Genomic DNA, 26011 nt, shown 5'->3' with positions numbered 1-26011 from the left:
TTCTACAATGGCAGCTTCACCAGCACCTCATATTTCACGCCGGCTTGTATATTCTTGATGATGTCGCCTTCAATTCGTTGACCGTCAACATGCACCTCAGTTGTCTGGACAGAGGCATCCTTCTTCATGTTTACGTTCAGCTCAGCCCCGCGGAACAACCGCGTAACCGACGCCTCGTTCCAATCTTCAGGCAACTGCGGACGCACTTGAAGTCCTTGTGCATGACCTTGCAGTCCGAACAGGCCATCGATCAGGCAGCGATACACCCAAGGCACCGTGCCGGTGTTGAACAGATGACTGGAACGCCCGGCTGTACGTGGGAATTGACGATAGGCTCCGCGATAATAATTCGGAATAAATACAGGTAACTGCCCACGCTGGAGAATATCCTCGCCATCAGGGCCAGGAATCATTTTACGTAGCAAACGATACGCCTTCTCCTTCTCGCCTACCAGGTACAACGCGTAGATATAGAAAGCAGCCGCATGATTGTACACTGCACCATTCTCTGCGCTTCCGGGATGTTTCTGCGTAACTCGACCTACATCTTCCCGCATCCCTGTGAAAGACGGCGCGAGCTTCTCGACACCATATGGCGTCTCCAATTGCTCCTCTACGGCACGGATTAACTTCTCCTGTTTCTCCTGATCCGCAGCACCGCTCATAAGTGCCCAGCTCTGAGGATTGATATAGATGCGTCCTTCCACGTCTTTGCTTACGCCAAACACGACGTTATCATCTGTAATTCCGCGCGCGTACCAGTTACCATCCCACAGAAACTCATTGGCTACCGCGTTGGTCTGATTGGCTTCCTGACGGAATTCCGCTGCAACCTCGGCATGCCCTGCCTGTTCACCAATATCTGCCCACACATTGAAGGCATATGCCGTCGCAATGGTCAGCCAGCCGGATACGCCTTTGCCTTTGTATCCCACCATGTTCATCGGATCACACCAGTCACCCTGATTGATATAGTTCAACCCGCGCGCATCCCGCTCATGGATCAACCAGCGCATCGCAAGATTCATATGCTCGAGTACAGTAACCTTCTGTTCACTGTCTGTAAAAGGAACCAGTTCCTCCAGAATGCTATAGTCATTCGTTTCATCCAAATAGGTCTTCATACAGACCGGAAGCCAGATACAATGATCGGTATGAGGAACCTGGTTGATATATTTCAGTTCTGCGTCCGGGTGTAAAATAATACCGTCTGGCATGGCGCCGCTTATATGCTGTTGAGACAGAGCGGTCAAGAACGCAGCCCGTGCAATCTGCGGCTGAATGTAACTCATGCCCATGTTGTCCTGCAAATAATTCCGCGTCTGCGGATCGGTTGTCAGACGGTTGGTTTTGCCATGATAGTACATCTGGCGAGGTAGCCAGTGATTCACGACATTGTCTAGCCAGTTGTCCGGTGTCTCAATCTGGATGTTTCCTTGCCCTTCTGCAATATAATCAGCATATTCCTGCTCGGCTGCGACGAAACCATCCTGTCCATCCTTATTCTGCTTCACAAAGTAATGCTGACGAATGCTCTCAATCTCTGTCTCATCATGAGCCGGGCCAAAGATAAATCGGTACACCTGATCAGCTCCCGCTTCCAGCTCTAATCTATATTGCAATGCAGCCACAGGTGTCTCATATCGCGCATCTCCACCAGCGAGTGTCTCTGACTGAAGTCCAGAAGGATTATGAAGTCCCCCTTCGCCTTCAAAACGCTCTTGATTCACTTCCCAGGCGGTCGGTTTGTGATCTGCAAGCAGATAGGTTTTGTCACTGTAATTTTTGATTTTGCTATAATCCTGATATTTCTGATACGGCGTAACCGCCGAGCAGACAATGCCCTGCAAATCTTCCACATATGAACCGGACTGGTTCATCCATGACATATAGCCGACCGTATAATACGGGTAGATACTCAGCTTGCGTTTTCTCGAAGACAGATTGGTTACCTTCACACGCCACAGCTCCATGACATCTTCCTTCGGCAGGCGCAGGGACATCTCGATGCAAATGTCATCCTGGATGACTTTCCATTGAATATCATGTTTACCGACAGCGAACGTATAGCTATCCGCCTGCTTGCGAACCGGTTCATACGGGGCGGAGAAGATTTCGCCACTTACTTCATCTTTAATGTAGACAAACCGTCCGGGATGGTGGGCATAATATGGCTGCTCTGGCTGCATAAACGTCTTGGCTTCCAGGTTGGGCGCATACGAGTATTTGGCAGGTTCGGGCTGCATGAATTGGGCCACAGCGTAACCCCGGCAATTCACATGAATCATCATCTTTTCATTCCAAAGGAATCCAGATGCCTTCGGTATACTTGTTGGGCTGGTCAGTTCAACATATTGATTATCTTCCGATGCTTTAATCATCACTGAACCTCACTTTCAGATTATGGAGTCAAAAGACAGAAAACGTTTTAGATAACTTGTATACAACTTTGTCCATTATAACACGGGAACGCTTACAAAGAACTGAAAACTAAAAAAGAGCTGAGAAACTCAGCTCCGATTACGTTCCAATTGTTTCTCGATGCCCAACCTGTCGATCTGTATCCAATACTCTGCAATTCGTTCGTTTTCCACTCGGTATACCGCACTCGCAATTTCAATCACCGGGAGGTTGGTTGGACTGAATCCGTCCACATCACCAACATGGGTACCGGATTGTCTCCAGCGCACATAGACTTTATCGCCTTGCGTCAGCAACTCCTGAATTTCGAGTGAAAACTCCCCGTAAGCTTCGATCATTTCTCGCACATGATCTGCATAATCGGAAGGTGTTCGGGTCACCGTGACCTCTTCTTCAGATATCACTTGATGAGCCAGTACCTGTTCCGCCATCACGCTGCTTGCATAATCCGGATTTCGGCCTGATCGGACCTCTTCAAAAAAGATTCTGACAATCTGTTCTGCTGTCATACGCCACCCCAGCCTCCTCAAATTATTCTGTTATATATATAAATATGTAGTAACTTTTAAATTTTAACATGGAACACACGCTACGGAATTACAACTGTTCTATTGTTCTACAGGACTTAAACCCTATCCTCTCACCTTGACAATGAGTCAATATGACCATAAACTAGCAAAGGATATCAGGAAATTAATAGGAGGTTTGACCGTTAAGAGGTTCGAGTATGGGTTTTAACCATATCTGATAATCTTTCGGGTGTAGAAGCGTGGCATTAGAGCAACTCAGAAAAACAAGAAAGCGGTGTATCATGAAACGTCTATTTTTCATTATGTTTGCGTTCACCCTGTTACTGGCTGGATGCCAGAGTAATGAGCAGGAAAGCAGTCCGTCCGAGAATAATCCTACAGAAGTAGTAGAGGGTTCTACCATTTTAAGTTTGAAGCAGAAATACGGCTCTGAATCGGAACAAGCGATCATGCCGATGTACAACGTAGCTCAGGATGAAGAATTTACGTTCAAGTTTAAAGCAGATTTAGGAAAATCTAATTGGTCCCTGGGAGATACCATATCCGTACATACCGATATTAAAGCACTCAAAGCAAGCGAAGTACCTTTATTATCAGATATTCATGACAATAGTATTTCTATTAGACCTCTTGGATGGGGCGTTTTAAGTTCAGATTCCATGATGAACAGGGGTCAAAGTTCTTGGGGTGGTGCCCCCATTTATTACATTCGTCTGAATTATGATCCTGACGCAGAGAACATGACGTTGCTCGATCAACCCATCATTATTCCGTTTACGGTGAAATCGGAGTTACCTGTACCCAACCTAAGATACGAGATTGATAAAGACAGACGGTTAAAGTTAGTCTGGGACAAGGTTGAGGGTGCAACCGAATATAAAATTTATAAACGTTCTGACCTAACCAACTTCGATACAAATGTACCTCTAACTGGCGCAGAGGACGCTTTCAGCAATAGTCTACCTTTAGATATTGCGGTAACGACAGAGACGTCTTTCAATGATTTTTTGAGAGACGGAAAAGGCGGGCTAGGCACTTATAATGAAATGATAACTACCACTCAGAACCATGGTATACGAGGAGAATATTACGTCACTGCAATTGGTGGAGGCAAAGAATCCAATTTTAGCAGAGGTGTCCCTACAGCTCCGCTTGCTTCCCAGTTGCCAACAGCTTTGAAAGAACAATTGTATAGGGAGAAATTAAAGAATATAGATGTACTTCCTCAGAAAACAACAGTTGAGTACAATGACGGTTCATTATCCCGTGAAACCATTGTCTATGATACCAAAAGCGTAGAGATTTCAGAGTTCAATGAAACGAATATTCCTTTTCACGTTAAAGGAACAGCTCTGAAAAGTTACGTACGCGTAGAAAATGTGACCCAAGCAGACCTGGACAAACTTGCTCAGCAAACCGTAGCCGATTCCAGCAACGGACTGGTGGAACCGAAGAATGACACACCTTACGTTCCTGCACCTGACGTGCCAACAATCATCAACAATCATGATGCACCTGAGTCTGCAACGGAAACAGAAGAAGCACCGGCTTCGGAAACTCCAACTACAGAGTCTACAACCGATACTGGAACGTCAGAAGATGCAACTAATCCTCTATCTACTGAGGCTTTCGATGATACTTCTGATAATTCTTCAGATATGGCTTCTGAAGAAGCTTCCAATGAAACACCTGCTCCAGCTCCCGAAGCTGAAGAAGACAACCTGGTAGACGAACAGAAGTCCAATACACAGCAAAATGTAGAACAAGGTAATCAGGAAACCGTGCCACAGCCTGCTACAGGCGATGCAATGATCAATGCAGATTCCGCATTGGAAGAAGTTTTAGCCAAAAACATGATTGCGGCACAAGATAAAATTTCGTTAAAAGCTTTCCCCGAAGCTCAAAATTTCACGACACTCTCGGATGTTGTCCTGAAAGTGATGTACCAGAATCCATTGATTCTTGGTGTGGAAGGTTTCGAATACAACTATGGTACGCTTACCCTTACGATTCATTACAATGAATCGGCTAGTGGTATCCAGAAGAAACAGGATGAGATTATTGCCAAAGCGAACGAAGTCGTGGCTTCTATCATCAAAGATGGTATGAACGAAGACGAGAAACGAAAAGCCATCTACGATTATCTGAACGATAACGCGAAGTATGATGATGCAGCGCTGGAAAATGCCGAGCAGAACAACTTCAAAAATGTCGATCCGCAGTTCAATGACTCGTTTACCACATACGGTATTCTGGTCAAAGGTGTTGGCGTATGTGCCAGCTATGCCTCCGTCTACAAATTGCTCTCCGATCTCTCGGGACTGGAAAGCATCGTCGTAACGGGAGCTTCGAGCGGCGTTCCACATGCATGGAACAAGGTCAAAATCGGGAACGAATGGTTCCATGTAGATGCCACCAACAACCTGACGAACTCCGGCATCCCATACTTCCTGTACAATGCCAACGATGAGACTGCTGCAAGTCAGAAAACGATAGCGGATAAGGATTACTGGCTTGATTCCGAGCTCGCGCTGTTCAATGGCGAGAGTGATGCCAATGATTATTATGTGCAGAATGATCTCGAAGTCGCATCCATGAATGAGTACAAAACTAAAGCTGAGACTGAACTCAAAAAAGGAGAGAACCGGGTCATTCTCCGTTTCGCTTCACCTGTTGACTCCGACGAGTTGATGACAGCTGCCGGCGAAGCCCTTGCTGCAGTGGATGAAGCCCTTCTGAATACAGCACAATTAGCCACACTCGGCAGTTATGCCATTTTGGAACCGAAACCGGATCAGAAGTAAACCCATAATCATAAAAAATACTATAAAAACAAAGAACTCCATTCACCTTTATCGGGAATGGAGTTCTTTGTTTAACTGGCCTATAATCGCTGGTCATGATCCATAGGCATTTTATATTCGTCGTTTACGGACTAACTGTACCGCCGTTAGCATTCAGTGTCTCGCCGCTCACATAGCTGGATTCCTGGCTCGCTAGGAACACAAAGGCTGGAGCCATCTCAGCAGGTTGTCCTGCACGGCCAAGTGGTGTATTGGAGCCAAACTCAGCCAGCTTCTCAACTGGTTGTCCACCCACAACCTGAAGCGGTGTCCAAACTGGACCTGGAGCAACAACGTTGACACGAATTCCTTTGCTACCCACCTGTTGAGCCAATGCTTTGCTGAACGTATTGATCGACGCCTTCGTAGTAGCATAATCCAAGAGGATTGGGGAAGGACTATACGCTTGAATGGAAGACGTGTTGATAATGGAGCTGCCCGGCTTCATGTGTTTTACAGCTGCTTTGCAGAGCCAGAACATGGAATAGACATTCGTTTTGAACGTCGCATCGAATTGCTCGGTGGTCAGATCCGCAATCTGCTCCACATACTGCTGCTTACCCGCCACGTTAGCAAGGATATCAATCCCGCCAAGCTCTTTTACCGCAGATTCAATGAGTTTCTCGCAGTATTTCTCATCCTTCAGGTCGCCTGGCATTTTGATCGCTTTACGCCCAGCTTCCTCAATCAGCTTAACGACTTCCTGCGCATCTGCTTCCTCTTCTGGCAGATAAGCCAGAACAACATCTGCACCTTCACGGGCAAAAGCAATCGCTGCCGCCCGACCAATTCCGCTGTCGGCTCCGGTCACAACCGCTTTGCGTCCTGTTAGACGTCCACTTCCTTTATAACTTTTCTCACCCGCATCAGGAACAGGAGTCATCTCACGCTGGAGTCCCGGCTCATCCTGTTGCTGTTTCCACTCTGGTGTAGCCTTCGGATATTGGGTCGTTGGATCTTGCATGGTGTGCTGGTCTTGATTCGCCATGTTCAATTTCCTCCTCGTTTATTTACACGATACCCATCGCATAAACATATTTTTATTTGTTGTGAATTTAATTTGCGTAAAAGTTGCACTCTTTCCTTTGTAACCGAGATGGGTGGAATTTAAACTGGACCTGCTACATTTCCTTGGCAACTATTCCGGGATTGAATCTCCTCTAACTGGAGGTTGTATAATAGAACATGAGGTGATCTCGTTGAATGCAAACAAAGAACCCTATTCCATCGGTGAAGCAGCCAAACTAATCGGCTCCACGGTGAAAACGATCCGTTATTACGATGAGATTGAACTCTTACAACCCTCCAGTCATACGGAAGGCGGGCATCGACTCTATACAACACAAGACCTATGGCAACTTGAACTCATTACAACGCTTCGTTATCTGAATTTCAGCATACCGGATATTCGAAAGCTCATGTCCGGTGAACTGGCAGTAGCACAGGCGCTGGATCTGCAGATTGAAGCCTTGGAAACCCAGATCGGCACGATGAATTCCATGCTCTCCATTTTGCAACAAGCGAAGCAGCATGAAGAAGAAACTTCACTGCACTCTTTGTGGCTTAGCCTTCTCTCCAGTTTTGGGTTTGCCTTTCAGGCTTGCTCGTCTAACTTTAGGCGCCGCTCTCGGCAGCTCAAGCGATCTGAGCGAAATCCTTTGAACATATTTTCTTTGCGCACCGATCTAGCATGTATTGCTATCTTCGTATGTAATTTTCAACGAGAAACTTTCGTCACCGACTCGCTTGCTGATCCAGTTTCTACGTGTTTTTCTGAAGGCAGCGGGTCGGTCGAAAGCGGATCTGAAAATTACAGGAGAAGACAGCGACACGTAGAATCGTCGACGCAAAGAAATTCACAAAAAAAGAACCGGCTTGCCGGTTCTTTTTTGTGAATTTGATTTTGACCTTCGCTCCGTGGCTGAGTAACAATCAAGGGCTTATAGCGGATCTAAGGCAGCGTTTTTGGCCTTCTTAGTCCCGCTAGTCTAAGCCCCTTATGCTGTTCGAACTTATTTGATCAAGACGGGATTTATAATAGCTATGTCTGTATATGTATACTCGTCTTTTTGATTCTCAAATCTGATTTCTAATTCCTGTACTCCTTTGACGGAAACAGAAGCCTCATTCAAACCAACGCCTGTTACAGCATTTCCGGTCCATAACTCTTCTCCATCTCCATAGACTGATATTTGACCAAGCGATCCACCTGTGCCAATTGAAGCATACCCAAAATTAAACTGCTTGTATTGTCCATTTAAATTGTAACTTTGTGACAGCACGCCAGGATCATAGGCCGATACAAGTGTACTAATTCCATTAGTATACCTTGTACCTTTAACTTCCATCCTTGCATTAGTTTTAATTTCTCCTGAGGATACCTTTAACGGTGGCAAGTCGGTTAAAGACTTTTGTTCTCCGACTACATCTCCAATCAGGACCGATTTTGTTTTTCCTTCCCAAGCAACCTCTTTGCCTACCATGTTCCCAACCATTTTCAAAGGTACGTAAGTTGTTCCGCTGTAAGAAAGCGATGCTGGAACACTAGTGCCATTGTTATTGAATTTTCCATTTAAAGGTGTCTTGTCTACATTATCTACAATAAACTTGATCTGATCCAAGCTAACTTCAATCTTTGTTGTAGCTCCAAAAGCAATTCCACCAAAAAAAACGGCTCCAAGAGTAAAACCAGTTACACCGTACTTCATCTTTTTCATTAAACTCATATAAGTCCCTCTTTTCTTTAATATAGGTAAATTATGTATAACTCTCTAATTTACCTACTTAATCATATCCGATCCTCTTTATTTTTACTATAACGGCACGCTCGTCTCCCTGTCTTTTTTATTTGTTGTGAATTAAATTTGCGTAAATGCTTTCCTTTGTAACCGAGTTGGGCGTTATTTAAACTAAGCTACCCAGATTCCCTGACAACCGTCTAACATTGAATCTCCCCTAACTGGAGATTGTATAATAGAACATGAGGTGATCTCGTTGAATGCAAACAAAGAACCCTATTCCATCGGTGAAGCAGCCAAACTGATCGGCTCCACGGTGAAAACGATCCGTTATTACGATGAGATTGAACTCTTACAACCCTCCAGTCATACGGAAGGCGGGCATCGACTCTATACAACACAAGACCTATGGCAACTTGAACTCATTACAACGCTTCGTTATCTGAATTTCAGCATACCGGATATTCGAAAGCTCATGTCTGGTGAACTGGCAGTAGCACAGGCGCTGGATCTGCAGATTGAAGCCTTGGAAACCCAGATCGGCACGATGAATTCCATGCTCTCCATTTTGCAACAAGCGAAGCAGCATGAAGAAGAAACTTCACTGCACTCGGATCAGTCTCTCACCTATATCTCCAGTCTGGTTGAATCCCTAACGGCCCATGCGAGCAGTCGAAAACAATTCGTTGCTGCCAAGGTGGACGAATCTCATCTACTGGACAGCATTCCGCAGGATTGGAGAGTTTCGTTCCTGCACTTTTTCGATAAATACATGATGAAAGATACGAAACTGACAGCTCAGCAGACACTGGCCTGGAAGGAAATCCAGGAACTGATCAATGATCCTGCCTATTGGGCAGATCTGGCTCGGCTGGAGGTTCCGTTCTTCATTATGGCGAATCAGCCACAAGTCGAAGCAGACGTCTGGGTGAAGAAAATGGAAGCAATTCGCATTCGCACTGCCGAAGCGCTGGACAAACGTTGGGCCAGCGATAGCCCTGCTGTGCAAAGCATGGTGTGGGACTTTGTGTTGATGTATGCAAGTGTCGAGCATGCGGAAGCACCTGAAGTATTTTTTCGCAAACAGGCTCAATATATGCTGGACTCCGTGACGGATCGCATTCTGCGTTTTAACAAACTGTGCAAGGTGATGAATCCTGAATGGAGCCAGATTGTAGATGGCATTAACCTGTTGCAGGAAGGCATGCAGTTACGATTACAACAAATGGAAGAAGACTGAACCTCAGTCTCCTTCCATTTTTATGTTTAGCCTTTTTTTAACGAATAGAATTCGTGCTCTCCCACTTCCTTGTCCATATGGAGCGGTTGCCCTTTCAAGTAGTGGTTGAAGAAATCAATCGTCGTATCGTTGACCAACTGTTGTGTCCCCCGCGCATCTACACCCTGCGTCCATTCGAGCAGTGGAGAGATCAGGTAGAGATCCGAGAAACTCAGATGTTTGGTGTTAGTCAGCTCCATCCAGTAGTTCCCTCCTGCGGTTACCGGTTCATAGCGATCGTACACTTCCTCATAGTACTTCTCGGCTTCCGGACGAGTTGTGCCCATCGCAGCAATTTCTTCGTCACTCATGACACTTGTCCCTGCAACGGTTGAGTCTGCACTCATCATGAGAAATGGCTTGCCTACACCTTCGGCAGGAATACGCTTCTCGCCAAACAATACGCCGTCCATATTCATGCCTGCCTTCACACGCGGATCATCCATTAACATCTGTACTGTCGTTGCTCCGCCAAATGAATGCCCAAACATGCCGATGTTGTCCAAATCCATATGTCCGGTAAAGCGTCCACTTGGGTCTCCCTCAGCCAACTTCTCCACCTCATCCAGTACAAACTGTGCATCCTTCACCCATGTCTCATTCAACTTGTCCATGTAACTGAACTGCAGCTGCTCAAAGCCTTCTTTCCCTTCGGATTCAAACTGCGCCACACGCCCATCCGGGAATACAGACACCAGACTGCTATACGTGTGATTGATGCCTACGACAATGTAACCTTGACTGACCAGCTGCTCGACCTGGAACGTATTCTGATTTTCATACCCATGCAGACCATGAGAGAAAAGAACAACCGGGTACTCGGCTTCGGCATCAGATAATTGAGCTTCCTGTATCGCATGCGTTCTAACCTGACTCAGACTGGAAAATAAAAGCTTTGGTAGCTTCAGCACTTCATTGAAGGCTGTCCCGTAGATCTCCGGCTTATTAACATAATGGGCTGCTTGGCCCTCTGCGTCTGGATTCGTTGGATACCAGATCTGTACCATCAGCTCCCGTTTCTCTCCGCTGTTACTCGTCAGAAGTTCCTCCCGGCTGCTATCTGTCCAGTCGTAGGATACCGTTCCAATTCCATAGGGACCTGCTGGCTTGGCAAACGAAAACACCGGGAACAGCAGCGGCAAGCCAATGCTTACAACAGCGTATACCAAAACTAGCAGAGACGTTGTAATGATTCGAACACGTCCGAATTTCCCCGCCACAGGCGATGTCGAAGCAGATACCAGGGAACCTTTGCTGTTCAGCGAGGTTGCACCTGACTGTTGCTGGCGTCTTGCTTTTGTAAATAACACTGCCAGTGGAACCAACGTGAGCAGATACGCTGGAATCATCGGCCAACGTAGTCCTTCCACCACACTATGGATGATTAACAACACACCCGATATGGCGAACCCACCCCATGCCATTATCCGAAACTTATGATTCTGTCTCCCAATCCCAATTCCCCCCACGAATATAAGCAGGTTGAAAATAAGATAAATCCATTCTATTGTCCTCATATGCTTAAAGCCTCCCTTTCTGCCGCGGAAAGAATTGGAATGATTCTATTTGCGGCAGCTCTCATATAAAATTGAACTAAACATTTACACGAGAACGTAGAGGACAGAAATAACCTGAAGAAGCGGATGCGTTCGCCTTTATCCCCAGATTTTCACCTTTGAAAATTGATTCACAAAATCAGGGGATAACAGCGATCAGAAGGTTGTTCTGTCATCGAAGTGGCAAGTGTAAATAGGGTTTAGTTCAATCTTTATAATGCCAATCTTAAAACCTCCAGTTACAGGAGATTCAAGGATGAATTTCGGGAATAAAATGAAAATAAAAAAAGAGAGGAATCACCCTCTCTTTTTATTCATAATCCATTAACTACTATTCTAAATTACCATGATGTACGCGGCTTTTGGATCGCATCGGTTTCTCTTTCTATATCCGTCATCATATCTTTAATTCGATCTAAGGCCATTTGCAGCTGCTTCTGATGTGCATCGAGACGATGAGCCATGGACCGAATCTGTTCTTGTGTAGGAGGCTGAGATGCATGTGAAATCTCAATTAATTCTTTTTCTATAGCATCTATACCATTTAATCCTGTTCCAAGCATCTCAATGCCAAATTTAGCTTTGTCAGCAATATGGTCTATTTTTAAAGCCGTTTCTTTAGCTTGTTTATTGCCCCATCCACCAGATATGTAATTGGGCTGACCTACAGGTGGTGTGTAATCACTCACAGAACAAACCTCCTTATTTCTGATATTTATCTGTAATTTCGTCAATTTTATCAGTCAATTTGTCAATCTCGTCCGTAAGATTATCAATTTCGTTTGTAAGTTTGTCCACGTCTTTGATATTTTTTTGAACTTCATCGATGTTGCCAGTAGTAGCGATAACTTTGGACATGACTTCCTGTGCAATGGATGTCACAAGTACCTGTACATGATCGGGGGCATCTTGTCCAACCTGTGCGACTAATCTGTCAATCAAAGGCTTAATTTGAGTGAGCGTAGTAGCTGCATTGGCAAGCTCACGGCCACAAGAGTTCAACTCAGAATCGATTTTATCCGCCACACGGTCAATTTTGGATTGTGTAATCTGATCAATTTCTCTGATGACCTTGTCGATATCATTGGACATTTCACGTACTGCACCTTTTCCTACTAACATTAGCGTACTCCCCCAGTATATTTACAAATTCTTCAATCCTCTTGATTATAAGGTAAGCCTTCATGCTGTTCAATCCATTAAGTTCTGATTTCGACTCTTTTTTTAAAATTAAAAGGGCATTACGACATTTTCTACGAAATAAAATAAAATGCACTCCCTGAATGACGCTGAATCACCCGCAGGTTCTCCAATCGTTTCAAGGAATGCACGTATAATATTAGAATATAAGTTGACTTTGGAATACGAGACTAGCGATCTTCGCCGCCATCTATCCGTTGTCTTTTTCCGATGCCAAATGCGAAATATCCAGCCACCACGATGGCCATGAACGTAGCTCCAACAATCAGGGGTAAGCGCGTATCCGGGTTAAACGCCATACCGATAATGACGAGAATCAGATACACAATAATGATGTAATTGCTGATCGGGAACCATTTGGACTTGAAGTTATGATCCGCCATCTCGTCGCCCCAACGCTTTCTGAATCGGAACTGACTGAACGCCAGCGCGAACCAAGGAACCATGCCCGGTAGAACACTTGCGCTATAGATGTACAGGAACAGCTTGGAGTCTGGCATCAGATAGTTCAGCACAACCCCAATCAGCAGCAAAGAGATCGTAATGACGATACTGTTGCGAGGGACCCCGCCTTTGGACAGCTTTTTGAAAAAGGCAGGTGCCTGTCCATTCTCCGCCAGTGTGTATAACATCCGTCCCGCACTGTAGATCCCGCTGTTGCATCCCGACATGGCCGCCGTGAGCACCACAAAGTTGATGATTCCCGCTGCAGCAACAATGCCGACTTTGGCAAAAGTAAGTACAAACGGGCTGCCCGTTTCTCCTACTTCGTTCCAAGGGTACAAGGTTACGATAACGAATATGGCACCCACGTAGAAAATAAGAATACGCCACACAATGTTTTTGATCGCTTTACGCAGGGTGTATTTCGGATTCTCCGCTTCGCCTGCTGTAATACCGACCATTTCCACCCCTTGATAGGCAGCCGTTACAATACACAGCGCGAAGAGGAAACCTTTGAGACCTCCGGGAAAGAAGCCACCATGGCTGAACAGATTCGACAGACCAATCGCCTGCCCCCCATTCCCCCAACCGAAGAAGATGAGCCCGGTTCCGATCACGATCATGGCCACAATGGCAGTCACCTTAATCATTGCAAACCAGAATTCAAATTCCCCATAGAACTTCACCGCCGCCAGATTCGCTGCTGCAATAATCAGCACCCCAGCGAGGGCCGGCAACCACTGTGGAATATCCGGGAACCAATACCCGACATAGATTCCGATCGCCGTAACCTCCGCCATACCGACCGTAACCCACAGGAACCAATAGCTCCAGGCCGTCAAGAATCCGGCAAGCGGACTAATATATTTGTGAGCAAATGTAGCAAACGAACCCGTGACTGGCTCCTGAATCAACATTTCCCCCATAATGCGCATGACAAAAAAGATAACGATACCGGCCAGTAAATAAGCCAGCAGCACGGATGGACCTGCCCATTTGATGGTACTCGCCGATCCCATGAACAAACCAACGCCGATTGTACCTCCGAGTGCAATCAGCTCTACATGGCGGGGCTTTAGCCCTCTAGATAGTTGCTTTGATTCCAAACGATTCTCCCCTTTTCTTGTGTACAGCTTCCTGATGTAATTTTCTAATTTAAACATTCACATTAACGCAATGCAGAATTACTTCACCAAATTGTACGAGATGTGCCGCAGAAATACAACAAGGAATGTAAGGAAGCGGATTCACTACACCATATAGGTATAGGATAACCGTTTAATGAATATGGCAGACAGCTCATTCAACAATTCACGGCAGCGTTGTGTAGCAAAGTGACAGAGACTTTCTTATACATGACTCCACAGGGAGGTTGCAGGAACCCCCAAAGGACAACTCACGTATTGTATATTTGGGTCGCAATACCATAAGTGACTTGTTCGCTATTGACCTGCTTATATAAAATTGAAAAATGGGAGGCTCTACATGCCTGACTTTTTACTAGTCTTATTTTTATTTAATCTATCTCTCTTCCTGCTTCACGAAATGGATGCCATCAGGCGATCCGAGTGGAAATTGTTTATGGTGTTAAAAGATATGGAAGATGATAAAGCCTACAGGTATTTCACTTGGATTCATTTACCTATGTACACGATCATTCTTTCTCTACTTTTTAGCTCGTATCAGACCATTACATTTTGGGTGATAGATATCTTTTTCATCATACATACCGTGTTGCACTTCTTTTTCGAGAAGCATCCTCGAAATGAATTTAAGGATGGCTTCTCCAGATCGTTGATCTACCCTATGGGAATGATCGCTTTAATTCATTTGATACTCCTGATGATCTAATCTGATCCACTATTTACATCTGTATTTTATTGGTATATAGTATAGCCGTTAGGAATGTTAGCGCTAACATAAATTGAATAAGGAGGGGCTCCAATCCGTTTCGAAAAGGTTTTTGGTTTACATCGAGTTAAACTATAAAAACACTTCATTTTTGAGAGGATGGGCATTCTATGAAAAAACGCATTAGCACATTTTTTGCACTTATTCTAGGTATCTCCCTTCTGTTTAGCCTGACCGCTTCCGCTAATCCCGCCATCGTAAGCTATGGTGGCAGTTATTCCAATGCGCTCTCTGCCGGACAAGGATACGCCTACATTCTTCCTAATGCCAAAACGACGGGGACCAGCGTGAAAGTCACAACAAATGCAGCCAATACCCTTCAACTGCACTATTACTGGAGCTACAATAATACGACACTGGACCTCGGTACAGCCATCGTAAACAAAAACATTTACTTCGGCGGTTCAGCCTACTACAACCCAGGAACGTTGATCACTGTAGTAGAACGTGTTCCAGGTTCGACGGCGGCATACCCTAACGTAGCCTACTCGATTTCTTTCAATTAGTTCAGACCTATATCACTGATCAATCTAACCTACGACCGCTAATAGCGGTCTTTTTATATTCAACAACTAGACTCTCTTGTCTGTGGAAGTGACACACCATGAATTAAAGGGTAATGAAGATACAATAACCTATTATATCTATTTTTTTAAAAGGAGGTAGTAACGTGGATTACGCCAAATCAAAATATGCCATCGTAGACGAAGCAGCTTCATACATAGAGAGTCATCTCAAGTATACATGGTTTACTTCTCCCGGTACGGTCTATGATCTGGAGACCCTGGTCCTACAAAATATCAAATCCATTACACCGTTTGAGCCGTTAAAGGAATTTACGAAGCTGAAAAGCCTGACTTTTGGCGAGCCTTTCCTGATGTAGAAGAAATCCACTTAATCGCTCCCAAGAAACTGGCCGATATTACATATGTAGCACAGTTGCATCATTTAAAGATCATGGATGCCAACTTTGCCCCTGTATCCAGTTTAGGCCCCCTCCACGAGCATCAAAATATCGAAGAAATAAGGCTACACCCCGAATCCAGCAGCTTCAAGGCATTGGAAGAGGTGATGTTGCAGCGTGTAGGTAATCTGATCATGAAACCGGGATCTGCAAAATAATAATGAGCATGGAGGTATGCCTATGCAACAACATCATGCGGAACGCTTAGAATTATTCGTTTCCAACACCCAGATTATGAAGAAGTCGTTCAAATGGCAACATGCGATGATGCACCGTCTGGCCGCTTTGCTCTATGCAACGGAGAATAAAGTTGTTGATGGGGAAGCCATTCGCCAGAGCCATGAGTTGATTAAGCAAAACACGAAACTCTTCTCTTCATTCAGAGGTAATTCTGCCATTAGCATTGCTGCCATGCTCTCTCTTACCACGGATGAAGACACGAAGCTGGCAGACACCTTACATGTCTATGACTTGATGAAAGAGATCAAATTCCGCAACTCCGACTATCTGGTTATTGCTGCCTATCAGATTGCTACTCAGGCGTCACCTGACCAGTTTCAGCATATGGTGGAGCGGGCCAAATCATTTTACGACGGCATGAAAGCAGAGCATCGTTTCCTTACTGGACAGGATGACTACATTTTTGCTGCCATGTTAGCCATTTCCGATCTCGACGTGGATTCCGGTGTGGTACGCATGGAACAACTTTACCGCGAATTAAAACCGGAGTTCTCCTCCAGAAACAGCGTGCAGGCGTTAACACAGGTGTTGGTTCTTGGAGATGACACCCCGGATGCAAGCGGTCGTGTGATTGCTTTAAATGAAGCTTTTCGCAAAAGGAATCTCCGAATGGACAAAACGTACACGTTATCCTCTCTCGGAATACTCTCCCTGTTGCCTTCTGACAGAGATTCATTAGTGGATCAAATCGTCGAAACACAGGACTGGTTACGAACTCAAAAGGGCTTCGGTGGCTGGTCGATCGACAAACAGGAGCTGCTCCTGTTCTCCTCTGCGTTGATAGCCATTCAATATGTGGAGAATCTGCGAAACGGTGTTCTTACTTCGGCGATCTCAACCAGTATCACAAATATTATTATCGCCCAGCAGGCCGCCATGGCAGCAGCTGCCGCAGCATCGGCTGCAGCCGCTTCTTCATCATCTAACTAACAAGTGACCATGTTACCTTCAATATGAGTTGAAAAAGACCCTCCCGAGTTCAAGTCCACTCGGAAGGGTCTTAAAGCATTCAAGCCTACACCTAAAATAATGTTCATCATTCGCTATGATATAATCCCCGTATCCCGGAACTCTTCCACGAAACTATCCAGCCAATCCGAACCATAGTCCAGCGCACCCATATCACTCTCAATAAAAGCAACATCCAGACCCATCACCCAGAATCGGCGAGCGATAATAAAGAGATCCACCGCCTGCTCATCTTCCGAAGAGAACCTTCTGACTGAACGATATCCCGCCATCAGTGCTTTCCATAACGCTTCTTTTTGCTCACCGGACTGCCTCTTTCGAGCTTTCACTTGAGCTAAATCATAGGCACGCCAGCCATTAGCTGCCCATTCGAAGTCATAATGGATGAACTGATGCTCCTGTTGAAACGCATTATTATTCCCATGCATATCGCCATGACACAAGCCGAAGTCGAGACCTTGATTAGAGACGGCAACAATGCGCTCTTTTAATGTTCTCGCAAACGTTTGAAGAAATGCTGCTGCTTCATTGTTCTCACCGATATAGTGGATAATTCGCTCAAGGGGTTCGTCAATAAGTAACTTCAGATCCAGCTCATATCGTGGCAGCTCCATATTCACCTGATCCATAGCCTCATGCAATTCAGCGGCAGATTGGCCAAAGGCGTAACAAGACTCCTCATCCTCCAGGTTGTTCTCCGTACCCTCAATATACCGAAACATCACAGCCATCCGCTTGCCTTCCGCAACATCCAGCACAGTATAACCCGTATGATCTTTCTTCTCGATATATTCCCCAATGTCGGTGTGTTCCGCAGAAGCTAGAACGTTCTTCAGTTGAGATAATAACGATAGCTCGTACTGAACATCTGCCTCCGTAATTTCAGTACGGTAGATTCGCAGAATATACAAACCTTTCGATGTGCGTACGCGATATGTATCATTCAATCCTCTGAGCCAAAACAAACATTCTTCCCACGTTCCAATGTCATACTGATCACTCAATGCAGACTCCAGGTATCTGGGGTTAAGCACTGAACGTAAAGCAGTCGGTTGAGTGGCCATTTATATGCTCCTTTAGATTAATATACTATTTCTTTTTTGAGGAACGATTACACTTATTCACCGCCCAACCTATAACATAGTATATTTTTAATCTATTTTCCAGAATATATATTTTAATCTCACAAAATAATGCTATATTCCTATAACGCTTCTCTATTCATCCGATTAAACAGGGGTATTTGCATGGACTCGATTTCCAGATCTGAGCGTCCTCTTTGACTCTGAATCGGCATCAGCTCTCGACAATGCAGCACATTCACGAAAGGCAAAATGTTTGCATCCCCTGCATTTCTGATCATCCAGGTGCTTTAATGCAAAATGGATAGCTTCACCCGTGTACTCAAACATATGATCCGTACCGATTTTTTCAACCAATCCCGTTCTCTTCAGCATCTCCAGAGGTTGCGTCTGAATGCCTGAGATTACAACCCTTCCCCCAATTCTCTCCATATGTTTGACCACATGGGCCAGATTGGACTCACCTGTCGTATCCATAAAGGGCACCTTGCCCATGCGCAACAGCAAAATACCTGGTCGCCGATGAATCGAATCCATGACCGACTCCTCAAACCTATCCGCTGCACCAAAGAATAACGGCCCTTCAATCGTATACAGACTTATTTGCGGACAATCATGTCCTTCCCGAACCATATGCGCCATGACTTTCTCATGTTTATGATTGGGATCGGGCAGCACTTTGGCAACCTTCATCATCTCACTCATCCGCTTAACAAATAAAAGGACAGCCAGAATCAACCCAACCTCTACAGCAGTCGTTAAACTCGTGAATACGGTGAGTAAAAAGGTGGTAATCAGAACAAGCGAGTCGCTCGTTTTGGTTTTCATAACATACATGAACGACCTCCGTTCACTCATATTCCAGGCAACCATCATCAGGACGGGAGCCATACTGGCAAGTGGAATATGGGAAGCATACGGCGCGAACAGAACAAGTACCAGTAGAACCACGATGCCATGAATAATCCCCGACAATGGTGATACAGCCCCGGATTTAATATTCGTAGCCGTACGCGCAATCGCACCTGTTGCAGGAATACCACCAAATAGCGGGGTTACCACATTAGCGATCCCCTGCCCAATTAACTCTCGATTACTGTTATGTCGACTTCCAGTCATGCCATCAGCAACAACAGCAGACAACAACGATTCAATTCCGCCCAACATGGCGATAACAAAAGCCGGTTGCAGTAAGCTCACGATTCGCTCCCAAGTGATCTCTGGCACCTGAAACTGAGGCAATGAGTTAGGTATGGCGCCAAAGGACGATCCGATCGTAGCCACCTGCCCTTCAAAAAACAAAGCTGCAACAACTGTCGATAGAACCAAACCTACCAGTGACGCAGGCACCTTAGGCGCAAACCTCGGCACAAGCAGAATAACAGCCAGACAACTGCCTGCTGTCAGCAAACTATATATATTAACGGTTGAGATATGCATCCCGATTTCTTTCATATTGGACCAAAAATCTTCATGCTTCTCAATCCCGCTGAGTCCCAGGAAATTAGCGATCTGACCACTGAAAATAATGACGGCGATACCCGCCGTAAAACCAATGGTCACAGGTCGCGGGATAAACTTGATTAACGCCCCAAGTTTAAACAGCCCCATACATACAAGCATCAATCCGGCCATGATTCCGGCAATCAATAAATTTTCATATCCATACTGCATCACAATGGCGAAGAGGATCGGAATGAATGCCCCCGTCGGCCCGCCAATCTGAAACTTCGACCCACCCAGCAAGGAAATGAAAATCCCAGCGATCACCGTTGTGTACAAGCCATACTCCGGTTTGACGCCGGATGCGATAGCAAACGCCATACCGAGTGGAATCGCAATAATACCTACAATTAGCCCCGATAACAGATCCTTACGAAAAGCAGAACCATTATATCCTGCATATCTCCCCGACCATTTCATCTGACTTAACCTTCTTTTCTTTATATATTTGAATATTTGAATATAATAAGAAGACTACGCCCCTGCGAGCACCCTGTCAATCGTAATGCTCACACCTGAGACGTTGATTACATACAAAAAAAACAAAAAGTTACCTGAACTTATTTCCGGTTCCTCTTGTTTAGCATGTTTATGTTTCTTTTCGGATATCTTCCAACATGGAAATGGCATCGACCAGATGATTGTCAAAGATCTGTTTGGCAACCTCCAGCAAGTCTTTAATCAAAGGGTCCCGCAGAGAGTATATGACCGTAGTCCCTTCTTTCAGTCCCTGCACAACATTTTTGCTGCGTAATACAGCTAATTGTTGCGAAACGGCGGAGCCTTCTGACCCCAGGATACTTTGCAACTCGTTGACGTTCTTCGCCCCTTCACTCAGCAACTCCAGAATCTGAATCCGCATGGGGTGAGCCAAGGCTTTGAAAAAATCCGCTTTAAACTGTTGTATGCTCTGATTCATACGTTATACCCCTTCATTCAAACTTTTGAATATATAAAGATCATAACATAGAAGTGATCAAATATTTCATTTTATGTACAGGAATCAGCCTTGACCTCGAAGTATACTTCAACCTTTATACTGTACATATCGGAATTCATCCAGGAAAGGACGAACCTCAAATGAGCATACAAATTTATAATAAAAGACGCTCTATAGCGAGCTATCTATTCGAAAAATACATCGGAACATTAGATACCAAGAAGAACCTATCTACACGGGAATATACACAGAAACATCTGGAGCATATGGGCATTGAGAATATTAAACCCTATCAGTTAGGTAAGGTTAAATTAACTTCTCCTATGAAGGAGCGTTCCTATGAGGACATGCAAGTATTTACTTTAAATGATCAGGGTTCCCCCGAACAACGGGTGATTCTCTATATCCATGGAGGTGCCCATACGCATCAACCGTTATCCTTCCATTGGAAGTTCATGGATCATATGGCTCAGGCACTGAATGCCAAAGTGATCGCTCCCATCTATCCCAAATTGCCTCACTTCAACTATCAGCATACGTATCCCAAACTTCTAAATCTGTATCGAGATATCATCGCATCCATAAAAAGTCCATTGCAGCTAACCATTATGGGAGATTCAGCTGGTGGGAACATTTCGCTGAGTCTTGCACATTACCTGAAGATGCATTCTCTTCCTCAGCCCAAAGACATTATTCTATTATCGCCGTGTGTCGATATGGTTCTGGATAACCCGGTGATATTCGACTATGAGACCAGAGATCCCATGCTGGCTGTAGAAGGGTATGATGTGATTCGGCGGATCTGGGCAGCCGATAAACAGCTCGATGACCCGCTGATTAGTCCAATCTACGGGGATTTTGAAAACCTCGGCAAGATTAGCATCTTCATCGGAACCCATGAAGGGTTATTTCCTGACAACATGGAGCTGGATAAAAAGCTGACGGACCAAGGTATTGAGCATAACACCTTTGTTTATCCCAAAATGAATCACGTCTTCGTACTGTATCCGATTCCTGAAGCCAAGGATGCTAAGCGCAAAATCATTAATATCATTAAACAGGTATCACATGAATCGCATATATAAGACTTCAACTGAAAAAATCCAGGAAAATCTCATTCAGCACTTGTAAATTGTATTATTCCGGGTATAATACTCGGTATATAGAAAAGCGTAGCTGACTGGAGTGAATAACGCCATGGATTCTTTGACACAAAGTTGGGTTAACGATTATTTGGACTTATATAATTATGCCCTTACAATAGAAGACTCAGAATGGGCTGAAGAGATTCTCAGGAAGCTTCGTGATCAGAAGGATGCGTTGCTGGAGGAAGAACGGAAAGCTATAATGCTCCGTGAATTGCTTATAAGCTATGACCAAATTAACAAGCAACTGGTGGATATTTTCAGCAAGTTGCGAGTCGCTTCAGAGGGTGACCAGACGGAATCCTTACAGGAGCAATGGTTCAAATTAAAGCTGATGCGGATTGATGTTTCGCGGAAGATTCTTCAATATAAATAAGAAAAAAGCCGGTCTGCAGTTCGTCTGCTCAACCCGCCCTATTGAAGGGCTTACTATTCTTTGGACTGCATACAGTGAACTGTTCTGCAGAGTTGTAAAGCCCGCCAGCTTTACAAGACAAACTTGGTAATCAATGAATTACACGGATGCTTTCTTCATGTTGCTCATCATGCCCATCATAGTGGTCATCATTTCGTCGCACTCTTGCATGCAGGACATCATTTTATTCATATCCATGCCTTCCATCATGCTCTTGTCTTCCATACATTCCATCATCATCTTCATGGATTTCATCTTGCACATCATTTCTTCCATGCACATATTCATCATCATGTTCATCATCATATTTTCCATTTTTATGTTCCTCCTATTTGAATTTAGTAAACTTCCTTTTTTTAGAATAAACGATTACCTATGTAAAAGCAATCTTTTTCCTCTTGCCATATATAATAAATCGTTGTATAATACGCATTTTACACATCAATCCAGTCGGGAATAAGGCTTTAATAGACATTGAACACAACAAAAGCTCAAGCATTGGCTGAACGCCGCAGGCTTGAGCTTTTTCTTATTAAGAATAGAACCAATCTATCATCACTACACTGATTTGATTGCGCCAATCTTGCTGATCACCGTATCATACGGATCTAATTCCACGGTTTGTTTTCCATGCTCCGTATCAATCGTCGTGGATTGAACCTGATCGCTATTATTGATCACAACCAATATGTTGCTCTCTGGATAATAGGCACACTCGGTATACAAGTTATCCGGAACATACTTCGTGTCACTGACTTCATTGCCAGCAAAACGAATGAGATTATGCAGCAATCTTGTATTTTCCCAATTGAATTCGAACGAAGACAGATAGATTCCTTGGCCTTTTCCGAAGGCGTGTGTGGTCAACGTAATGTTGCCATTTGTCTCGTGCAATACCTTGGCTGTACCATCCGTAAGATATATGCTACCTGTACCTTTTGATGCGATATTTGCAGCTTCCGGCACCAAACCATGCTCATCGTGAGCCTCATACGACCACTTTCCATGAACAACTCTTGCACCTGTATCCTCATCTACTCCAAGCACATGCGCCATTCTGAAAAAGTTGTCGTACCCGTGGGCCGCTGAAGGCTGGTTAATGCCCATGAAGGTACCACCTTCGTACACCCACTGGGTCAGGATGTCTACACATTGGTGGTCCTTCCAGTGCTCTCCACCACTCCAGGCAGATCCAGCGGAACCGGCATTAATGACAACATCCACATCCTTCAATGCGCCCTGACGAATATCTTCAAAATCAATGAACTTAACCTCGATCGGTAAACCGGATAACGCCTCATTCACATGAATCAGATCATGCATATGTGTTTCATGAAAATGACCGGACAAGGTCCACGATCTTAACTTGCCCCAGCTATGCAGAACGGCCACCTTCGTCTTGATCTGATAAGGCTTTCCAGCCTGATGCAGCTCTTTCATTCCCCTGAATTCATGAGCAATCTTCTCGATGTAATCCACAAAGTCCGGGTAAGGCTCAACCAGATGCAAATATCCACCCAGTCCAATCCGGTCAATCGACTCACGCAGCAGCGCACGACGGATATTAATCCAATATTTCTTCGCATCCAGTGTAGGATCTCCGCCCTCTTTGAAGGTAGGAAGCCCGCCTAAACCAACAGGGAACAAGTATGGATGTAATCGAATCTCATGGGTATCCACCTTAACGCCCGAGCACATTCTTGCCTCATAACCGGAAAACACACATTTGATCATGCCGTCGAATCCAAATTCCTGAAAGCGATCATTGTAAGGCTCCATGCCTACCCAGCTGTCATCATAGAAGACATACGCCAGCTTGTCATGTTTGTGCACAATATCAATTAATTCCTTACCGAATTCAATCACAAAATCATTGATAAATGCCATCCAGTCCAGTTTGCGCTGATCCGCAGGCATATGAGTGACCTGATATTTACCGCCATTCACAAAGTCCTCGGCAGAGAGCGAGTATCCATATTTCTGAGCAAACAGATCCAGCGCTCTCGAACTTACCGTGAAATCATATGAACCCCAATCCGAGAACAGATGGCGATTCCGCTCATCACTGCCCCAGATCCAGGCGAAATTATAGAATAAGGAGGTGAACCGTACAACCGTTGTCTCCGGATGCTCTTGGCACCACTTTTCCATCCAATCCAGCAGATAGGTTTGTGTGTCCGTATAGATCGGGTCAATCTGCATCAGATGCTCTTTGTCCCAATTATTCGTCGTGTGATTGTACATGGAAATCTCTTCCCATATCCGATAAACCATGAAACTCACCGTGTATTTATGCCAAGGAGCAACGCCAGTAATGACAACATTGCCAGATTCCCTTTCATAATTCCACTGTCCTCTAGGTACCTCTTCCCCAGTCGTTCGGTCGTACACCTGCCAATATTTAAACGCTTCTTTGGAATCATTCACCCTAAATTGATCAGCGAAGAAATCCTCCATCAGATAGATGGATACATAATCTTGCACAGCGACCTTCGGATTCGTAATGAGAAAACATTGCTGCAGCTTATCCAGATTACGGGATGCCCACTCATTATGATCCCGAATAATGCAAATGGTTGAATAGATACCATATCCGGCATTGATAATCTCATCCGATAATTTTGTACCGTCACTGTCTCGAATCACATCGGCTCCCCAGCGATCGGCAAGTTCCAGCGTCAGTGCCTCATATCCGGATTCTCCCGGTAGTGTAAAGGAGCCTTTGGTTGGTTTGGACATTTTGGTTCCCTCCCTATCTCAACATATCGGACAGAAAAGCGAGTGCCAGGCCCTGACCCCAGCCCTGAATCCAGTCTTTTGGAATATTGCGATAGCCATCCCGATCCTTCATCACTGCCGTACCGCCAGATACACCAAGCACGCGTCCATCTTCGCTAATGTTGCTCAGGATGCCTTCCAGTGCCTTTTGCACATATTTGGTATGCAGTGGATTGCCATTATTGATCATGGCTGCTGCAATACCAGCGGAAGCCGATACCTCTTCATACGAATCTTCATCATCCAGAACCGTACGCCACAAGCCATTCTCGGTCTGCACCAGCTTGAGAGCCGCCAATTGATCACGAAGAGCACATTCTACATCCATACACTGCGGATACAAATACCAGTCGTTCAGTTGCGGTTTCACTTGAGACATCGTATAGGCTCCCCAAGCGTTCGCTCTTCCCCAGTAAAAGCCGGACATGTGGTCCTTATTGATATTGTTATAGCCGTGATACCAGAGACTGCTGCTCGGATCTTGCAGGTATTTGATATGCCAGTAATACTGATTCAGCGCATCCTGAATCATGGCTTCGTCTTTTAATTTACTACCTACGCGGAGTAGGAAAAATGCCGCCATAAACAGGGTATCCGCCCAAGCCTGTTCCGGAAAATCATTGGAAACGGATACCGTATGCTGAAGCACATTGTCTCCAAAGCGAAGCGCATGATTCTGGAGATAATCGACTTTGCTGAGGACAATATCCCAATATTTCTGATCCCCGGTTTCTTCATATAAAGTGATGAGCACATGGCCCATGGCACATGTATTTACCGTCCAACTCGGCAGCCCCAGCTCGATATATTCGTCTGCCCATTTCACCAGCCTGTCCAGAATCTCTTGGTTGCCTGTCGTTTGATAGGCTCTGGATACTCCATAATAAGCCACACCGCCGGGCCAATCCCATGTCAGATCCATATCCAGTGTTTTCTTGGTAACGTTCTCGATTACGTGTAGAATCTGTTCCCTGTCATATTTCACTTGAAGCATTGTTATTCCCCTCTCCCTGCGCACACGCCCCCAAGTGCGCCCTGAGAGGTGTCCGTCCA

Annotated in this window: 24 protein-coding genes; 10 read left to right on the top strand and 14 right to left on the bottom strand. The window is 45.1% G+C overall.

Features of this window, described 5'->3' with window-relative positions; all coding sequences use genetic code 11:
• Positions 1 to 2: 2 nt before the first annotated feature.
• Positions 3 to 2381, bottom strand: coding sequence for a GH36-type glycosyl hydrolase domain-containing protein (locus FS628_RS27605; RefSeq protein WP_145326277.1), 2379 nt, complete (start codon positions 2379 to 2381; stop codon positions 3 to 5).
• 129 nt (positions 2382 to 2510) lie between these two features.
• Positions 2511 to 2930, bottom strand: coding sequence for an ester cyclase (locus FS628_RS27600; RefSeq protein ID WP_145326276.1), 420 nt, complete (start codon positions 2928 to 2930; stop codon positions 2511 to 2513).
• A 302-nt stretch (positions 2931 to 3232) separates the two neighbouring features.
• Between FS628_RS27600 and FS628_RS27595 the strand changes: the two genes are divergently transcribed.
• Positions 3233 to 5755, top strand: a complete 2523-nt coding sequence (locus FS628_RS27595; RefSeq protein WP_145326275.1) for a transglutaminase domain-containing protein — start codon at positions 3233 to 3235, stop codon at positions 5753 to 5755.
• Positions 5756 to 5879: 124 nt separating this feature from the next.
• Here FS628_RS27595 and FS628_RS27590 read toward each other — a convergent pair whose 3' ends face one another.
• Positions 5880 to 6782, bottom strand: coding sequence for an SDR family oxidoreductase (locus FS628_RS27590; RefSeq protein WP_145326274.1), 903 nt, complete (start codon positions 6780 to 6782; stop codon positions 5880 to 5882).
• A 211-nt stretch (positions 6783 to 6993) separates the two neighbouring features.
• On the opposite strand from FS628_RS27590, the gene FS628_RS27585 reads away from it, so the two are divergent.
• Positions 6994 to 7689, top strand: coding sequence for a MerR family transcriptional regulator (locus FS628_RS27585; protein WP_260871221.1), 696 nt, complete (start codon positions 6994 to 6996; stop codon positions 7687 to 7689).
• 117 nt (positions 7690 to 7806) lie between these two features.
• Here the strand turns inward: FS628_RS27585 and FS628_RS27580 are convergent, their stop codons facing one another.
• Positions 7807 to 8520, bottom strand: coding sequence for an NPCBM/NEW2 domain-containing protein (locus tag FS628_RS27580; RefSeq protein WP_145326273.1), 714 nt, complete (start codon positions 8518 to 8520; stop codon positions 7807 to 7809).
• A gap of 268 nt (positions 8521 to 8788) precedes the next feature.
• Here FS628_RS27580 and FS628_RS27575 point away from each other — a divergent pair, with 268 nt between their 5' ends.
• Positions 8789 to 9772: a MerR family transcriptional regulator gene (locus tag FS628_RS27575; RefSeq protein WP_186327995.1), complete on the top strand. Its 984-nt coding sequence runs from the start codon at positions 8789 to 8791 to the stop codon at positions 9770 to 9772.
• A gap of 26 nt (positions 9773 to 9798) precedes the next feature.
• On the opposite strand, the gene FS628_RS27570 is transcribed toward FS628_RS27575, so the two are convergent.
• The 4 genes from FS628_RS27570 to FS628_RS27555 form a co-directional block, all read right to left on the bottom strand.
• Positions 9799 to 11235: an alpha/beta hydrolase family protein gene (locus FS628_RS27570; RefSeq protein WP_260871220.1), complete on the bottom strand. Its 1437-nt coding sequence runs from the start codon at positions 11233 to 11235 to the stop codon at positions 9799 to 9801.
• 473 nt (positions 11236 to 11708) lie between these two features.
• On the bottom strand, positions 11709 to 12056 hold the full coding sequence (locus FS628_RS27565) for a hypothetical protein (protein ID WP_145326270.1): 348 nt from the start codon (positions 12054 to 12056) through the stop codon (positions 11709 to 11711).
• Positions 12057 to 12069: 13 nt separating this feature from the next.
• Positions 12070 to 12489: a hypothetical protein gene (locus tag FS628_RS27560; RefSeq protein WP_145326268.1), complete on the bottom strand. Its 420-nt coding sequence runs from the start codon at positions 12487 to 12489 to the stop codon at positions 12070 to 12072.
• Positions 12490 to 12737: 248 nt separating this feature from the next.
• Complete coding sequence (locus tag FS628_RS27555; protein ID WP_145326266.1) at positions 12738 to 14117, bottom strand: amino acid permease; 1380 nt, start codon at positions 14115 to 14117, stop codon at positions 12738 to 12740.
• Positions 14118 to 14496: 379 nt separating this feature from the next.
• On the opposite strand from FS628_RS27555, the gene FS628_RS33070 reads away from it, so the two are divergent.
• From FS628_RS33070 to FS628_RS27535, 5 genes are all read left to right on the top strand, one after another.
• Positions 14497 to 14862: a DUF6713 family protein gene (locus tag FS628_RS33070; RefSeq protein WP_145326264.1), complete on the top strand. Its 366-nt coding sequence runs from the start codon at positions 14497 to 14499 to the stop codon at positions 14860 to 14862.
• 170 nt (positions 14863 to 15032) lie between these two features.
• Complete coding sequence (locus tag FS628_RS27545) at positions 15033 to 15428, top strand: hypothetical protein (RefSeq protein ID WP_145326262.1); 396 nt, start codon at positions 15033 to 15035, stop codon at positions 15426 to 15428.
• Between the two features lie 164 nt (positions 15429 to 15592).
• Positions 15593 to 15805, top strand: a complete 213-nt coding sequence (locus FS628_RS27540; protein WP_145326260.1) for a hypothetical protein — start codon at positions 15593 to 15595, stop codon at positions 15803 to 15805.
• 56 nt (positions 15806 to 15861) lie between these two features.
• On the top strand, positions 15862 to 16044 hold the full coding sequence (locus FS628_RS32100; RefSeq protein ID WP_222125297.1) for a hypothetical protein: 183 nt from the start codon (positions 15862 to 15864) through the stop codon (positions 16042 to 16044).
• Between the two features lie 22 nt (positions 16045 to 16066).
• A complete protein-coding gene (locus FS628_RS27535) occupies positions 16067 to 17056 on the top strand; it encodes a DUF4003 family protein (protein ID WP_145326258.1) in 990 nt (329 codons plus the stop codon).
• Between the two features lie 113 nt (positions 17057 to 17169).
• On the opposite strand, the gene FS628_RS27530 is transcribed toward FS628_RS27535, so the two are convergent.
• From FS628_RS27530 to FS628_RS27520, 3 genes are all read right to left on the bottom strand, one after another.
• On the bottom strand, positions 17170 to 18159 hold the full coding sequence (locus tag FS628_RS27530) for a phosphotransferase (RefSeq protein ID WP_145326256.1): 990 nt from the start codon (positions 18157 to 18159) through the stop codon (positions 17170 to 17172).
• 165 nt (positions 18160 to 18324) lie between these two features.
• Positions 18325 to 20100: a SulP family inorganic anion transporter gene (locus tag FS628_RS27525; protein ID WP_145326254.1), complete on the bottom strand. Its 1776-nt coding sequence runs from the start codon at positions 20098 to 20100 to the stop codon at positions 18325 to 18327.
• Between the two features lie 169 nt (positions 20101 to 20269).
• The gene (locus FS628_RS27520; RefSeq protein ID WP_062836296.1) at positions 20270 to 20599 is read right to left on the bottom strand and encodes an ArsR/SmtB family transcription factor; all 330 of its coding nucleotides are present in this window, start codon (positions 20597 to 20599) and stop codon (positions 20270 to 20272) included.
• Between the two features lie 161 nt (positions 20600 to 20760).
• On the opposite strand from FS628_RS27520, the gene FS628_RS27515 reads away from it, so the two are divergent.
• Both FS628_RS27515 and FS628_RS27510 read left to right on the top strand, forming a co-directional pair.
• Positions 20761 to 21705 (top strand): alpha/beta hydrolase fold domain-containing protein, encoded by a 945-nt coding sequence (locus FS628_RS27515; RefSeq protein ID WP_145326253.1) that lies wholly within the window; start codon positions 20761 to 20763, stop codon positions 21703 to 21705.
• Between the two features lie 112 nt (positions 21706 to 21817).
• Positions 21818 to 22141, top strand: a complete 324-nt coding sequence (locus FS628_RS27510; RefSeq protein ID WP_145326251.1) for a hypothetical protein — start codon at positions 21818 to 21820, stop codon at positions 22139 to 22141.
• 138 nt (positions 22142 to 22279) lie between these two features.
• On the opposite strand, the gene FS628_RS27505 is transcribed toward FS628_RS27510, so the two are convergent.
• The 3 genes from FS628_RS27505 to FS628_RS27495 all read right to left on the bottom strand — a co-directional run bounded on the left by FS628_RS27505 (position 22280) and on the right by FS628_RS27495 (position 25952).
• Positions 22280 to 22495 carry a hypothetical protein gene (locus FS628_RS27505; RefSeq protein ID WP_145326249.1) on the bottom strand — a complete coding sequence of 72 codons (216 nt, stop codon included), beginning with the start codon at positions 22493 to 22495 and terminating at the stop codon, positions 22280 to 22282.
• 243 nt (positions 22496 to 22738) lie between these two features.
• Positions 22739 to 24919, bottom strand: coding sequence for a 1,3-beta-galactosyl-N-acetylhexosamine phosphorylase (gene gnpA, locus FS628_RS27500; protein WP_145326247.1), 2181 nt, complete (start codon positions 24917 to 24919; stop codon positions 22739 to 22741).
• Between the two features lie 13 nt (positions 24920 to 24932).
• On the bottom strand, positions 24933 to 25952 hold the full coding sequence (locus FS628_RS27495) for a glycoside hydrolase family 88/105 protein (protein ID WP_145326245.1): 1020 nt from the start codon (positions 25950 to 25952) through the stop codon (positions 24933 to 24935).
• Positions 25953 to 26011: the final 59 nt, after the last annotated feature.

The sequence above is a fragment of the Paenibacillus xylanexedens genome (assembly GCF_007676705.1).
Taxonomy (GTDB): Bacteria; Bacillota; Bacilli; order Paenibacillales; family Paenibacillaceae; genus Paenibacillus; species Paenibacillus xylanexedens_C.
Note: the sequence above shows the minus strand (reverse complement) of the source record. Positions and strands in the feature narration are given on the sequence as shown.

Coding starts and splice junctions, on each gene's coding strand:
- FS628_RS27530 (WP_145326256.1), bottom strand. CDS start 18,159: ATGGCCACTCAACCGACTGCTTTACGTTCAGTGCTTAACCCCAGATAC.
- FS628_RS33070 (WP_145326264.1), top strand. CDS start 14,497: ATGCCTGACTTTTTACTAGTCTTATTTTTATTTAATCTATCTCTCTTC.
- FS628_RS27595 (WP_145326275.1), top strand. CDS start 3,233: ATGAAACGTCTATTTTTCATTATGTTTGCGTTCACCCTGTTACTGGCT.
- FS628_RS27525 (WP_145326254.1), bottom strand. CDS start 20,100: ATGAAATGGTCGGGGAGATATGCAGGATATAATGGTTCTGCTTTTCGT.
- FS628_RS27495 (WP_145326245.1), bottom strand. CDS start 25,952: ATGCTTCAAGTGAAATATGACAGGGAACAGATTCTACACGTAATCGAG.
- gnpA (WP_145326247.1), bottom strand. CDS start 24,919: ATGTCCAAACCAACCAAAGGCTCCTTTACACTACCGGGAGAATCCGGA.
- FS628_RS27545 (WP_145326262.1), top strand. CDS start 15,033: ATGAAAAAACGCATTAGCACATTTTTTGCACTTATTCTAGGTATCTCC.
- FS628_RS27515 (WP_145326253.1), top strand. CDS start 20,761: ATGAGCATACAAATTTATAATAAAAGACGCTCTATAGCGAGCTATCTA.
- FS628_RS27560 (WP_145326268.1), bottom strand. CDS start 12,489: ATGTTAGTAGGAAAAGGTGCAGTACGTGAAATGTCCAATGATATCGAC.
- FS628_RS27580 (WP_145326273.1), bottom strand. CDS start 8,520: ATGAGTTTAATGAAAAAGATGAAGTACGGTGTAACTGGTTTTACTCTT.
- FS628_RS27570 (WP_260871220.1), bottom strand. CDS start 11,235: ATGGCATGGGGTGGGTTCGCCATATCGGGTGTGTTGTTAATCATCCAT.
- FS628_RS27605 (WP_145326277.1), bottom strand. CDS start 2,381: ATGATTAAAGCATCGGAAGATAATCAATATGTTGAACTGACCAGCCCA.
- FS628_RS27510 (WP_145326251.1), top strand. CDS start 21,818: ATGGATTCTTTGACACAAAGTTGGGTTAACGATTATTTGGACTTATAT.
- FS628_RS27535 (WP_145326258.1), top strand. CDS start 16,067: ATGCAACAACATCATGCGGAACGCTTAGAATTATTCGTTTCCAACACC.
- FS628_RS27600 (WP_145326276.1), bottom strand. CDS start 2,930: ATGACAGCAGAACAGATTGTCAGAATCTTTTTTGAAGAGGTCCGATCA.
- FS628_RS27590 (WP_145326274.1), bottom strand. CDS start 6,782: ATGGCGAATCAAGACCAGCACACCATGCAAGATCCAACGACCCAATAT.
- FS628_RS27505 (WP_145326249.1), bottom strand. CDS start 22,495: ATGGAAAATATGATGATGAACATGATGATGAATATGTGCATGGAAGAA.
- FS628_RS27520 (WP_062836296.1), bottom strand. CDS start 20,599: ATGAATCAGAGCATACAACAGTTTAAAGCGGATTTTTTCAAAGCCTTG.